The sequence below is a fragment of the Paenibacillus sp. FSL R5-0908 genome (genome assembly GCF_038006245.1).
In the GTDB taxonomy this organism is placed as follows: domain Bacteria; phylum Bacillota; class Bacilli; order Paenibacillales; family Paenibacillaceae; genus Paenibacillus_AQ; species Paenibacillus_AQ odorifer.
On record NZ_JBBOUV010000001.1, the window covers coordinates 6832572 to 6846414 of the forward strand.

Consider the following 13843-nt stretch of genomic DNA (forward strand, 5'->3'; position numbering starts at 1 on the left):
TAGACAACAAAAAAGATGCAGCCATAAGCTGCACCTTAATATCTGTTCTACTCAGATCGCCCTCTTCGGAGGGTTCTTTTAAAATATAAGGACGCCGAAGGCAATTATGCTTGTTTGGTGATATTTTTAAATAATCCAGTCTGTTCTGTGATTCCTTTTTCAGCAGCAAATCTTTCAATACTCGATGCACCAAAGAATCCATCTATGCCTTCTGTCCGTTCAATTACGTACGCCGCATCTTCCGGCTCTGCAATCGGTCCACCGTGACAAATCACCATAATATCTGGATTTACTGCTTTCCCTGCTTTAATAATCGCTTCGATTCTTTCTACACAATCATCCAATGTCAGTGCGGTCTTAGCTCCAATTGTACCTTTGGTAGTCAAGCCCATATGTGCCACTAAAATATCTGCGCCCGCTTCTGCCATAGCTTTTGCTTGCTCAGGATCAAATACATAAGGAGTGGTGAGCATATCCAATTCATGCGCAGCTCTAATCATATCTACTTCTAAACCATATCCCATGCCGGTCTCTTCTAGATTCTGTCTGAATACGCCATCGATCAAACCTACGGTTGGGAAGTTTTGCACGCCGCTAAAACCTTGTTCCTTAAGTTGTTTTAAATAAACTTCCATTACTCTAAAAGGGTCCGTTCCGCATACGCCTGCCAATACAGGGGTGTTTTTTACAACAGGCAATACCTCAGAGCCCATTTCGACTACGATTTGGTTGGCATCCCCATAAGATAATAACCCTGCCAGTGATCCACGGCCTGCCATTCTGTATCTTCCTGAATTATAAACAATCAGCATATCTGCTCCGCCAGCTTCACTGCTTTTCGCAGTAATTCCTGTGCCGGCTCCCACGCCTAAAAGAATCTTTCCATTTGCCACTTCTTCTCTAAACTTCGCCATGATTTCAGTTCTTGTATTTTTGTTCATGTGTAACGCCTCCATTTAAATATTTATTTATCTTATAAAAGCCTTATTTGCTCATGAGATCTATTAGCTTCTGCGCTGCTGCTTCTGCAAACTCCACATCATTAATGGCACAATCCATTTCGATAACCTCGACAACATTTCTGTTTACACCATTTCTTAAGGTATCAAATAACATTTGATCTTCCTCTACGCCATAAAAAGCTTCCCCTGCAACATCAATGCCAGATATCCCTTTAAGCGGCAGCATTAACACCGTTTTCTCTTTGGCCATATTTAATTTCTCGACAAGCTTTTTGCCGATGGCTTCATTTTCTTCTACTGTTGTTCTCATCAGAGTAACTGTTGGATTGTGTTTATAAAACTTATGTCCAGCAAATTTGGCTGGTACCGTATCATAAGGGCCAAAGTTGCACATATCAAGCGCACCTACCGAGACAACCTGTGGAATATGATGTTTACCAGCAGCTTCTAACCGATGAGGTCCAGCATTTAGCACACCACCAATAATTTCGTCCGCCCATTCTGTTGTGGTCAGATCCAATACACCTTCAATAAAACCAGCCTCGATTAGCGCTTCCATGGACTGGCCACCTACACCTGTTGCATGGAATACAAGCACTTCATATCCTCTAGCTTCAAGATAGTTACGGGCTGCCGTCACACAGGGGGTTGTTACCCCAAACATGGTTGTAGCTACTAATGGTTTTTTCTCTATCACTTGTTTATTCTCAAATTTAAGCATACCGGCGATGGCGAAAGCTGCATTGGTAAAAATCTTTGTTGAAATGGAGTTCAGACCAGCAACATCTACAACTGATGGCATCATGACAATATCACTAGTGCCTACATATGGAGCAGTATTCCCTGAAGCTACGGTCGAAACCATCACTTTTGGTACACCAATAGGCAATGCCCGCATACCAGGGGTTACAAGTGAAGTGCCTCCAGTGCCCCCAAAGGAGATAATTCCATCAAATTTGCCTTGCTTATATAATTCAGGCACTAATTTTTCCATACCTTTGGCTAATAATTCTGTTGCTAGTGCTCTATCTTTTTTGGCAACGAGCTCATCTATACTTACACCCGCGGCTGCTGCTACTTCTCTATTAGAGATATCCGGTGTAAAAGTGGGCTCAAACACACCTGTATGAATTGTAAACGTACCCAGCTCCAAGCTTTCCAGTAAATTTTTAATGTAGAGATATTCTTCACCCTTGGTGTCAAAAGTTCCGGCAATAGCAATCGTCTTCATTTCTTCAACCTCCTCTTCAAATATCTGCAACAAGAAATATAAAGATAATGTATAATGTGAAACTTATGCTTTCTTATATTTCAAAAAAGCATGATCAACTTATGAGTTAATCATACTTCTTTGATTTATGGATGAAAACGCTTTTATGTCTTATGTTTTTGTGTTTATGTTAGATTTATATTGTTTTGGAGAGAACCCTTTATACTTCTTGAACATTTTGCTAAACTGCGCATAATCCTGGTATCCAACTAATGGCGCTAGCTCAGATAACTGGATAAGGTCTCTATGTAATATTTCCGCCGCCTTATCCATCCGAAATTGCACGAGATACGTTTGAAAGCTACAGCCTACTTTTTTGGTAAACAAACTACTCAAGTAACTTCGGGATACATGTGCCACCTTAGCTAAATCTGCAAACAAGATCTCATTCCTATAATTTTGAGCTACGTATTCTTTTACAAATTCAACATAATCATAGTGCTTTGTGATGCCATCTAACATTTTGACCATAAAATCATCTTCATCCAGCGTCCCCGACACTTTAAAAGCTTTGGTTATATTCGTAATGGACTTCTCGGATGGAATTCTTTCAAAAGCAGAGCCCCCGATATATCCCATCAAGTTTTGATTATTGCTGTACATATATTGCACATCAATTGGCGTTTTCACCGGACCACCGTAAACCAGCTTAATTAAATCTGGCTTTAGCTCATTGCATGTATTAAATATCTTGTCCGCTTTAACCTTGGCAGCTTCCAGAGAGAATACTTTTTTAGCGCCTAATAACCCGCCTTCTGTTAGACCTAGATGGGCACAAATAATATCCGCTCCAGCCTCAATCATCTGTGCTGCCTGGATTTCGTCAAATACAAAAGCAATGGTAAACAAATTCTTCTCATGGGCTATTCTTATGGCTTCTACTTCGAGTAGATAACCATTCCCCTCTTCTTCGAGCGCTTCTCCAAATTGACCATCTATTAAACCAACCGTGGGGTAATTATTAATGCCGGCGAAGCCTCTATTCTTTATTTCACTTATATAGGATTCCATATCTTTTGTCGGATCAGTTGCATTGAGGCCAAAAATAATAGGGATATCTCTGACCAACGGTATGATCTCTCTAGATGCAAAGTCCATCACCATATCATTGCTATTACAAAATGGTAAAATACCAGCGAGAGAGCTCCTCCCCATCTGGCGAAATTTACCCGAGTTTAACATCAGAATGAAATCAGCTCCACCCTGCTTCGCATACTTTGCCGTTATACCAGCACCGGTGGCTACTCCAATAATATGATTGCCTACTTTTAATTCCGATCTAAGCTCGTCTAGGATTTGCTCTCTGTTCATACCTACGAACCCTCCTATCCCTAACCTAAGGATAACCGTAAAGAACACTGCTAATCCAGTCATAGTTCATTTAGATAATAAAAAAAATCCCGCCTGCCACCTATAAAGGTCTGAGGCGAGATTTGATATGGATACGGTTTACAATATAGCGTCTCCGTATGCTCGAGAGGGCTAAGCTCTCCACGGGACCAAAACTAGCACTATACCAATGCTGTAGCACAAAAGATCCCCATACACCGATAAATTGAGATTCCGTGATGTACTGACATGAACTACCTTTAAGAAGGAGATAAGCATTCATTTGTTCATGATATCTGCCGATAATAAATCTACATAGCATTCTACACCGTAAGGAGAAATAGATCATGACAGAAAAAAAACGAATCGTTCTTATTCCTGCTTATTTGGAGAAATTCTCTTGTATTGGATCAGATTGTGAAGATACATGTTGTATAGGCTGGAATGTTGATATTGATCGGCAAACCTATAAAAAGTATAAAAATGTAGGCGATAGAGAAATGAAATCATCACTAAATAAACATATAAAACGCAAACGTTCTAACCCATCAGAAGCTAGTTATGCAAAAATAGCGATGAAATCCGATGCCTCTTGTCCTCTTCTAAATGAAGAAAAATTGTGTTCTATACAAAAGTCTCTAGGAGAAGACTACTTATCTGAGATTTGTAGTTCTTACCCTCGTATAACCAATCAGGTAAATGGAAATTTAGAGAAATCCGCCACATTATCTTGTCCTGAAGCGGCTCGTCTAGCTTTGTTAAACCCAGACGGCATTCAATTTAATGAGATTGAAGAATCCATGAATATCAGATATCCCATGAGTAGACTATTAAACACTAATCGTGAAAAGACTAAGCACAGAATTGATGAATATTTTTGGGATCTCCGTATTTTCACAATACAAGTCTTACAAAATAGAAATTATACCATAGCACATAGATTAATTGTGCTTGGAATGTTCTATCAAAAAGTACAAGGATACCTTTCAGAAGGAAAATTAGATGAAATTGTTCAGCAAATCTCCTCCTATAATACCTTGTTAGAAGACGGTAGCTTCCGAGAAGGTTTATCAGCTATCCCCACCTCAACAACCATTCAAATGCAGCTTCTAAAAGCACTGGCCGATATTCGTGTATCTCAGGGGGTGCTGAGCACACGATATATGGAGTGTTTTGCAGAGGTACTTAAGGGCATTCAATATACGAAAGATGCAACAGTTGAGGAAATTACAGATAGATACCAACTTGCTTACACAGATTACTATGATCCATTTATGAGAGCTAACGAATATATATTAGAGAACTATTTAGTGAATTATGTTTACAAAAATCTATTTCCAAGCTCAGATGATACAGATATTTTCGAATCTTATATTATGCTTGTAGTACACTATTCATCAATCAAATTACATTTGATTGGCATGGCTGGACATCACAAGGAGGATTTCGGGGTTGATCACGTAATTAAATTAATTCAATCCTTTGCCAAATCGGTTGAGCATGATTCCTTGTACTTACGTGGGGTTATTGAATTGCTTAAGAGAAATGAATACACCTCAATGGCATATATGGCTATACTAATTAATAACTGAAAGATATTTCCAAAAAAATCCCGCCCGCATTATTAAGAATGCTAGGCGGGATTTATATAGTATTTTTACAATATAGCATCCCCGTGTTGTACAACCCATTCATTAGCTTCGTGCAATGCCAGCTCCGCCCGTTCAATTGCAGCCTTCACCTGAACGGTTGCTGTGCCGCCATAAACGTTACGAGCGTTAACTACAGCCTCCGGCTGAAGAACAGCATAGATATTCTCGTCGAAAAGCGGTGAAAATTGCTTGAACTCTTCCAGCGTCAGATCCAAGAGGAACTTGCCTTCATTGATACAGTAGAGTACCGTTTTCCCGATTACTTCATGCGCTTGGCGGAAAGGAAGACCCTTGCCTACCAAGAAGTCGGCGATATCCGTTGCATTCGAGAAATCCGTGTTCACAGCTTCACGCATACGACCTTTGTTCACCTTCATAGTGGAGATCATCGGCGCGAACAATTGTAGTGCACCAGTCAGCGTAGTAACCGTATCGAACATGCCTTCTTTGTCTTCCTGCATATCCTTGTTGTACGCCAGTGGCAATGATTTCAGCACCGTCAGTAAGCCAATCAGGTTGCCGTAAACGCGGCCTGTTTTGCCCCGTACCAGTTCTGGTACGTCAGGGTTCTTCTTCTGCGGCATAATGCTGCTGCCTGTGCAGAAAGCATCATCCAGTTCTACAAAGCTGAACTCTGTGCTGCTCCACAGCACCAGTTCCTCACTGAGTCTGGATAGATGTGTCATGATAAGGGAGGCATTCGCCAAAAACTCCACGATGAAATCGCGGTCGCTGACAGCATCCAGACTGTTCTCATACACACTGTCAAAACCCAGTTGTTCCGCTACAAAATGACGGTCAATCGGGAAGGTCGTTCCAGCAAGCGCTCCTGCTCCGAGTGGCAGCACGTTGATCCGTTTGTAGCTGTCCGTCAGACGTTCTGCATCGCGGCGGAACATCGATACGTAAGCTAGCAAGTGATGAGCAAACAGGATCGGCTGTGCCCGTTGCAAATGCGTATAACCAGGGATGATGGTCTCCACATTGTCTTTTGCCTGTTCGATCAAAGCTTCCTGCAGCTCATGCAGCAAACTAACTAGCTCAACTACACGGCCACGTAAGTAAAGGTGCATGTCCGTCGCCACTTGATCGTTACGGCTACGTCCTGTGTGCAGCTTACCGCCAACTGGACCGATTTCCTCGATCAGATGTTTTTCAATATTCATATGGATGTCTTCATCCGATACTGAGAAAACAACCTCTCCAGCATTGACCTTGTCCAGCACTTTGTTCAGGCCTTGTTTGATTGTTTCCACGTCTTCTTGTGGAAGGATTCCGCATTTGCCCAGCATCGTGACATGTGCCAGACTGCCTTGCACATCCTCTTTGGCCAAAGCCTTATCAAAGCCAATGGAAGCCGTATATTCCTCCACCAGCTTGTTCGTTCCTTTAGTAAACCGTCCGCCCCAAAGCTTGCTCACCTGTTGTTTCCTCCTCTTGGACGCCAGAGGGCCGCTCCTATCCTGACGGGAGGAACGGCCTTCGGGGTTGCCCGTTTAAGTTTATGTTATCGTACTATTTAGAAGCACCATTTACACCTGTAGAAACTTTAAGGCGCAATGCGTTCAAGTGGATAAAACCAGTTGCATCCCCTTGATCATAAGCTTGTGTAGGATCAGCTTCCATTGTTGCAATCTCAGGATTGTACAGGCTGACTGGGCTCTTCACTCCAGCGCCTATGATGTTGCCTTTGTACAGTTTAAGACGAACAGTACCCGTTACATTTTGTTGGCTCTGTGTTACAAGAGCCTGCAGTGCGATACGCTCTGGAGCGAACCAGAAACCATTATACACCAAAGTGCTGTAACGGGTGATCAGGCTGTCACGCAGGTTCATCACTTCACGGTCCATCGTGATGGATTCCATTTTGCGATGAGCGACGAACAGGATCGTTCCACCTGGAGTCTCATACACGCCGCGGCTCTTCATGCCGACAAAACGGTTCTCAACCATATCTACACGTCCGATGCCGTGTTTACCACCTAGATCATTCAGTTTCTCCATAACTTGAAGGGGTGATAAAGACTCCCCATTCAGGGCTACGCAGTCTCCCTTAACGAATTCGAGCTCCAAATATTCCGCTTCATCCGGAGCATCCTCAGGAGCATTGCTCAGCAGGAACATTCCTTTGTTCTCTGGTGCACTTGGATCAAACCAAGGATCTTCCAGTACGCCGCTCTCATAGCTGATATGCAGCAGGTTACGGTCCATCGAATACGGCTTCGCCGCAGAGGCTTGTACCGGAATATCATTAGCTTCCGCATAAGCGATCATTTCCGCACGACCTGGGAATTGATTGCGGAACTCTTCCAGACGCCAAGGTGCGATCACCTTGATGTTCGGAGCCAATGCAGCTACACCAAGCTCGAAACGGACTTGGTCGTTCCCTTTGCCTGTCGCGCCGTGCGCGATAGCCGTTGCGCCTTCAGCGATGGCGATATCTACCATGCGCTTAGCGATCAATGGACGAGCAATACTAGTTCCGAGCAAGTATTGGCCTTCATAAAGTGCGCCAGATTGGAACATCGGGTAGATGAAATCGCTAGCGAACTCATCGCGCAGGTCGTCGATGTATACTTTCGATGCGCCAGTAGCGAGTGCTTTTTCCTCCAGACCGTCGAGCTCTTCTTTTTGGCCGATATCGGCTGTGAAGGCGATGATCTCCGCGTCATAAGTTTCTTTAAGCCATTTTAAAATAACAGATGTATCCAATCCGCCGGAATAGGCGAGTACAATTTTTTCTTTAGCCATGGTGTGGCAACTTCCTTTCGTGTGGGGGGGTATAAGATTCGCTTAAATGCGCTTATAGAACTCCGGTGATAAAGCGCAACTACGTGAAATGTTTGGACTTCCGGTCGCTGTTATAATCAGATTTCTATGATTGTAGTCTGCCTTCGCAGATGAAATCTGATTATAAAGGCGAACGCTAACGCTCCTACAGTTCCAAACTTTCACTTCATTGCTCCGCACCGGAATTCCAGCGCTACTTATTAAGTTCATCTTATATAGTATTTTATATAACCTTAGACCAATATAAGTTCAATCCTAATTATCTATAATTCCTTAACTCATCAACGCAGCCATTAAAGCTTTTTGCGCATGCAGGCGGTTCTCAGCCTGATCAAAGATCACCGAGTTAGGGCCGTCAATCACGCCTGTGCTGACTTCTTCCTCACGGTGGGCTGGCAGACAGTGCAGGAAGAGATAATCGCTCTTAGCGCCTTTTACAAGCTCCTCATTGACCTGATAGTCCTTGAATGCCGCTTCACGTGCCTTTTGCTCCTCCTCGAAGCCCATACTCGCCCATACATCTGTATAGATGACGTCAGCGTCTTGTACAGCTTCTTGCGGGCTGCGAGTGACCACAATCTTCGCTCCGGTTTCTTTAGCGATCTCACGAACTTCTGCGACAACCGCGGCATCTGGCTCATAACCTTCCGGTCCGGCGATAGATACGTCCACGCCCAGCTTAGCTCCGCCAATCATTAAGGAATGCGCCATATTGTTGCCATCGCCGATGTAAGCCAGCTTCAGGCCTTTGAGCTTTCCTTTGTGCTCATAAATCGTTTGATAATCCGCCAGCACTTGGCAAGGATGTGCCAGGTCACTTAGACCGTTGATTACGGGAATAGAAGCATAACGAGCGAGATCTTCGACCTTGTCATGACCGAAGGTACGGATCATAATTCCATCGAGATAACGCGACATTACTTGCGCTGTATCACCAACAGTCTCTCCGCGTCCAAGCTGGATATCATTTTTGCTCAAGAAAAGGGCATGCCCTCCCAGCTGATACATTCCAACTTCAAACGACACACGCGTACGTGTAGAGGATTTTTCAAAAATAAGACCAATCGTCTTTCCCTTCAGCGGCTGAAATTCTTCGCCATTTTTCTGTTTCTTCTTCAGCTCAATCGCCGAATCAATCAGATACGTAATTTCCTCCGGGCTGTAGTCGTTCAGCTCCAGTAAATCACGGCCTTTCAGTTGCTGCGCAATGGTGTGTTTATTACTCTTTACGCCCTGACTCATGAGCTTACCTCCCCGTTTGCTTGTTTAGCATAAGTATGAATGAGTTCGCATAGGATGTCCACCGCTTGGTCGATCTCCTCTTTGCTTACATATAGATTAGGCAGCAGACGAAGAACATTAGGACCGGCTGTCACGAACAACAGGCCTTTCTTTTGTCCAGCCAGTACAATATCGCCTACTGGGGATTGACATTCAATCCCGATCAACAGCCCTTTACCACGGATATCCTTCACAAAAGAACAGTCCGCCAGCTTCTCTTTCAAAAGACCTGTCAGGTACTTACCCATATCTTCGGCGCGCTGTGGAAGCTCATCTTCCAGCATCGTCTCAATCGTCGCTGCCATAACAGCTGTTGCTAGCGGTGTTCCCCCGAAGGTGGACGCATGGCTGCCCGCTGAGAAGGCTTCACGCAAATAACCTTTGCCAAGCATTAAGCCTGCCGGGAACCCGCTAGCAATCCCCTTAGCCAAGGTGAAAATATCCGGTTCAATTCCATAATGCTGATGAGCGAACAGCTTACCTGTACGTCCCATACCTGTCTGTACCTCATCTACAATCAGAAGCAATTCGTGGTTCTTACACAAGGCCACTACAGCGTTCAAGAACTCAGGTTCTACCTCAAGCACGCCACCCTCTGCAAGTACCATCTCCAGCATGATAGCAGCTGTATGATCTCCGATAGCAGCTTCTAACGCTGGGAGATCATGCAAGGGTACTGTCTTGAAACCTGCTGGAAGCGGCAGGAAGCCTTCTTTTACCTTTTGCTGGCCTGTAGCTGTTAGTGTTGCCAGTGTACGTCCATGGAAGGATTGTTCGAATGTGATAACCTCATAACGGTCGGCACCTTTAATCTTCTGATGGTAACGGCGGGCCAGCTTAATAGCAGCCTCATTCGCTTCTGCCCCGCTATTGCAGAAAAACACTTGATCAGCGCAGCTATTCTCTGTCAGAAGGTTGGCAACTTTATCTTGTCCCGGAATATGGAACAGATTCGAGACATGCCAGAGCGTATCAATCTGATCCTTCAGCTTAGCGCCGACTTTTTCAGGAGCATGACCTAGACTGGTCACAGCCAATCCACTGGTGAAATCCAGATACTTATTGCCTTTATCATCCCATACCCAGGTACCCTTGCCTTTAACTAAGCTGATATCATATCTGGCGTAAGAAGGGAACACTGCACTCAGCTTGCTTGTTGCAACATCCGGTGTACCTGATCCTACTGTATCGGTCTGCTGTGCCCCTGCTTGCGAATCCAACTCCGCTTGTGTAAGCTTGCTCATTCTAAGTCACTCTCCCATCGGCTGCTCCTGTGAACAGGCTGCGCCTCTAATTTGTATTCATCTATGATTCTACGAACGAATAATACGTGTACCTATCGCTTCACCTTGCAGTACTCGACTAAGCACCCGTGGTTCTTTTCCATCCACAATGATAACCTCTGATACGCTGCCCTGAATGCAATCGATAGCTGCCCGCACTTTGGGGATCATGCCACCGTAGATTTCCCCACTTTCGATCAAGGCTTCGATTTCCTGTACAGTAACGGAGGGAAGCACAATCTTTTCACCTTCCACTGTACTCATGATGCCTGGCACATCTGTGACGACGATCATTTTGGGAGACTCCACATAGGAAGCAACTGCCCCTGCTGCCGTATCTGCGTTAATATTGTAGCGCTGACCTGCTGCATCTACTCCGATAGGTGCAATGACAGGAATATAACCCATCCCAACAATACCAGTTATGATCTCAGCCTTAACTTCCGTTACTTCTCCTACCAAACCTACTTCGGCGCTGTTCGCCACTGGTTTAGCAATAATCATATTGCCATCGATGCCCGAAAGCCCCAGAGCTAGACCGCCGCTCCCTTGAATTCGCCGGACAATCGCCTTGTTTATACTCCCTGCCAGCGTCATCTCTACAACATCTAGTACTTCCTCGGTGGTTACTCGCAGGCCATTCACAAAGCTGCTTTCAATGCCCAGTTTCGCTAGATTCTCGGAAATAGCTGGCCCTCCACCATGAACAATTACTGGCTGAATGCCCTCCTCCTGCAAATCTCGCAAATCCTCAAAAAAAGAATCAGGTAGAGCCGCAAGCGTACTGCCGCCGCATTTCATTACAAACAATCCACTACCATCTAAAGCATCTATAAGTTCAAGCTCGCTATTTAGCGTCATATAATCGATATCCTTCCCTTATGGGCTTAACACGCCATAAATCAAGTGCGATATGCGGCGTTAATACGCACATAATCGTAAGTTAGGTCACAGCCCCAAGCCGTTGCTTTTCCGCTTCCATCATGCAGATCTACAGTGATCAGCACAGTTTCACTTTTTTGCAAATAGGCCAAAGCCTTTTCCTCGTCAAAAGCAACTGGCTTCGAGTGCAAAAGCACCTCAATATCCCCTAACGAAATGTTCACATGCTCCGGCGATACCGGAACACCCGCGCGTCCAACCGCAGCAATAATCCGCCCCCAGTTCGCATCCGCTCCAAAAATAGCAGATTTCACTAGACTAGAACCAACCACTGTCTTGGCAATCGCTGCCGCCGCCTCATCATGAACAGCACCATTCACTTGAACCTCAATCAGGTGAGTTGCACCTTCGCCATCTCGAGCAATCGCTTTGGCAAGCGTCTGGCACACATAAGTGAATCCAGCAGCAAAAGCGTCCCAATCCGGATGCAGCCGTGTCAGCTTCCCATTACCGGCAAGCCCACTCGCCATCGACACTAACATATCATTGGTGCTAGTATCTCCATCGACTGTAATCATATTAAAAGTAACATTCGTAGCTGAACGTAAAAGACTAAGTAAATCCTCCGCTGCAATATCAGCATCCGTGGTCATAAAGCCAAGCATGGTAGCCATGTTAGGATGGATCATCCCTGAGCCCTTTGCAGCTCCGGCAATTGTAACTTCTACACCGCCAATGAGCACCTTCACGGCGATCTCTTTTTTAACTAAATCAGTGGTAAGTATAGCTTGGCAGAATTCCTCCGCGCCAATAGCTCCTCCGTCCAGCTTCTCTGGTATTGCAGTAATTCCGGTACGTACGCAGTCCATCTTCAACAGTTCACCGATAACTCCAGTCGAAGCAACTGCCACATCATTAACTGCCACACCTAAATGCTGAGCCGCAGCAGCGCGCATCTCATAAGCATCTGCTTCACCTTGTTCGCCTGTGCAGGCATTTGCATTCCCGCTGTTCACGATAACCGCCTGCAATACTCCGTTCGAAAGGCTTTCCCGAGTCACTTTCAGCGGAGCCGCCTGAAAAACATTCGTCGTATACACAGCCGCAGCCGTTGCCGGAACTTCACACAGAATCACTCCGAGATCGTTGCGATCTGTTTTTTTTAATCCACAATGCAATCCTCCGGACTTAAAACCCTTAGGTGAAGTGATGCTTCCACCCTCCAAGGTGGTAAATAACTCAATCTCGCTCATATTATTTGTACCGCTGATCCTTATGGATACACAGGTGTGTAGCCGAGGCCAAGGGTTTCCTCCCATCCCATCATCAAATTAAGGTTCTGTATTGCCTGCCCTGCCGCACCTTTTACAACATTATCAATGACGGAGACTATGGTCACCCGCCCTGTACGAGCATCTGTTGCAAATCCGATATCACAATAATTAGAGCCGCTAACTTCTTTTGTCGCCGGAATCACACCTACATCACGCACCCGCACATATGGCCGGCCCGCATAATATTCACGGTATAAATTCACAAAATCCTGCTCCGTATAATTGTCCTTCATCCCTGCATACATCGTACTCATAATTCCCCGGCTCATCGGCACGAGATGTGTGGTGAACGTTACCGTTACCTTTTCTCCAGCAACCTCTGTTAGTGTCTGCTCAATTTCTGGTATATGTTGATGCTTATTGATTTTATAAGCTTTAAAGTTCTCATTAATCTCTGCATAGTGCACCATCAGGCTTGTTCCGCGTCCTGCTCCAGTAACTCCTGATTTCGCATCAATAATAATACTGTCGTGCTTAATCCAACCTGCCTGAATTGCAGGAATTAGTCCAAGAAGTGTAGCTGTAGGATAACAGCCTGGATTAGATACAAAATCAACCCCAGCCGCACGCTCTCCAAACACCTCGCAAAGTCCGTATACAGCCTGCTCTAGATATTCATCAGCCGGAGCGGGATGTTTATACCAGTGCTCATACTCTGCACCATCCTTCAATCGGAAATCACCGGACAGATCCACGACCTTAAGTCCAGCTTCCAGCAGCTGCGGTACCAGCTTTGCGCTCACACCCGACGGCGTTGCCGTAAATACCACATCCGCCCGCTCAGCCATCTGAGCCGGGTCAACGCCATCCAGCCTTCGATCAATGATCCCCGTCAAATGCGGAAAACCTTCCTCTATAGCATCCCCTGCACTTGATGAGGAAATTACCGAAGTAATCTCTACCTTAGGATGACTTTGTAGCAGCCGAATCAGCTCTACGCCCCCATAACCCGTTGATCCAACAATCGCCGCTCTCAGCTTGCCTTCCACTGTCATCCCCACTTCCTGCTTATCATGAATTATAATAAATAATATAATGCATACCGTCTTAGAAATATGTA

11 protein-coding genes are annotated in these 13843 nt (G+C 45.1%); 1 reads left to right on the forward strand and 10 read right to left on the reverse strand.

Annotated features, from left to right (window positions below; translation table 11 throughout):
* Window positions 1-104: 104 nt before the first annotated feature.
* The 3 genes from MKZ09_RS31075 to MKZ09_RS31085 form a co-directional block, all read right to left on the reverse strand.
* Window positions 105-941, reverse strand: coding sequence for a phosphoenolpyruvate hydrolase family protein (locus tag MKZ09_RS31075; protein WP_038573568.1), 837 nt, complete (start codon window positions 939-941; stop codon window positions 105-107).
* Window positions 942-984: 43 nt separating this feature from the next.
* A complete protein-coding gene (locus MKZ09_RS31080) occupies window positions 985-2193 on the reverse strand; it encodes a Tm-1-like ATP-binding domain-containing protein (RefSeq protein WP_076179797.1) in 1209 nt (402 codons plus the stop codon).
* 150 nt (window positions 2194-2343) lie between these two features.
* Window positions 2344-3543 carry a phosphoenolpyruvate hydrolase family protein gene (locus tag MKZ09_RS31085; RefSeq protein ID WP_076205672.1) on the reverse strand — a complete coding sequence of 400 codons (1200 nt, stop codon included), beginning with the start codon at window positions 3541-3543 and terminating at the stop codon, window positions 2344-2346.
* Between the two features lie 365 nt (window positions 3544-3908).
* Here MKZ09_RS31085 and fliB point away from each other — a divergent pair, with 365 nt between their 5' ends.
* Window positions 3909-5153: a flagellin lysine-N-methylase gene (gene fliB / locus MKZ09_RS31090; protein WP_076205669.1), complete on the forward strand. Its 1245-nt coding sequence runs from the start codon at window positions 3909-3911 to the stop codon at window positions 5151-5153.
* Between the two features lie 65 nt (window positions 5154-5218).
* Here the strand turns inward: fliB and argH are convergent, their stop codons facing one another.
* The 7 genes from argH to argC all read right to left on the reverse strand — a co-directional run bounded on the left by argH (window position 5219) and on the right by argC (window position 13778).
* Window positions 5219-6634, reverse strand: a complete 1416-nt coding sequence (argH, locus tag MKZ09_RS31095; RefSeq protein WP_036678523.1) for an argininosuccinate lyase — start codon at window positions 6632-6634, stop codon at window positions 5219-5221.
* Between the two features lie 94 nt (window positions 6635-6728).
* Window positions 6729-7964 carry an argininosuccinate synthase gene (locus MKZ09_RS31100; RefSeq protein WP_036678522.1) on the reverse strand — a complete coding sequence of 412 codons (1236 nt, stop codon included), beginning with the start codon at window positions 7962-7964 and terminating at the stop codon, window positions 6729-6731.
* A 312-nt stretch (window positions 7965-8276) separates the two neighbouring features.
* Window positions 8277-9245 (reverse strand): ornithine carbamoyltransferase, encoded by a 969-nt coding sequence (argF, locus tag MKZ09_RS31105; RefSeq protein WP_076205665.1) that lies wholly within the window; start codon window positions 9243-9245, stop codon window positions 8277-8279.
* Window positions 9242-10528, reverse strand: coding sequence for an aspartate aminotransferase family protein (locus MKZ09_RS31110; RefSeq protein WP_076205657.1), 1287 nt, complete (start codon window positions 10526-10528; stop codon window positions 9242-9244). The genes argF and MKZ09_RS31110 overlap by 4 nt, the downstream gene beginning before the upstream one ends.
* Window positions 10529-10597: 69 nt before the next feature.
* Window positions 10598-11428 (reverse strand): acetylglutamate kinase, encoded by an 831-nt coding sequence (gene argB / locus MKZ09_RS31115; protein ID WP_076205654.1) that lies wholly within the window; start codon window positions 11426-11428, stop codon window positions 10598-10600.
* Between the two features lie 41 nt (window positions 11429-11469).
* The gene (gene argJ, locus MKZ09_RS31120; RefSeq protein ID WP_076205651.1) at window positions 11470-12702 is read right to left on the reverse strand and encodes a bifunctional ornithine acetyltransferase/N-acetylglutamate synthase; all 1233 of its coding nucleotides are present in this window, start codon (window positions 12700-12702) and stop codon (window positions 11470-11472) included.
* A 20-nt stretch (window positions 12703-12722) separates the two neighbouring features.
* Window positions 12723-13778, reverse strand: a complete 1056-nt coding sequence (gene argC, locus MKZ09_RS31125) for an N-acetyl-gamma-glutamyl-phosphate reductase (protein WP_076205647.1) — start codon at window positions 13776-13778, stop codon at window positions 12723-12725.
* Between the last annotated feature and the right edge of the window lie 65 nt (window positions 13779-13843).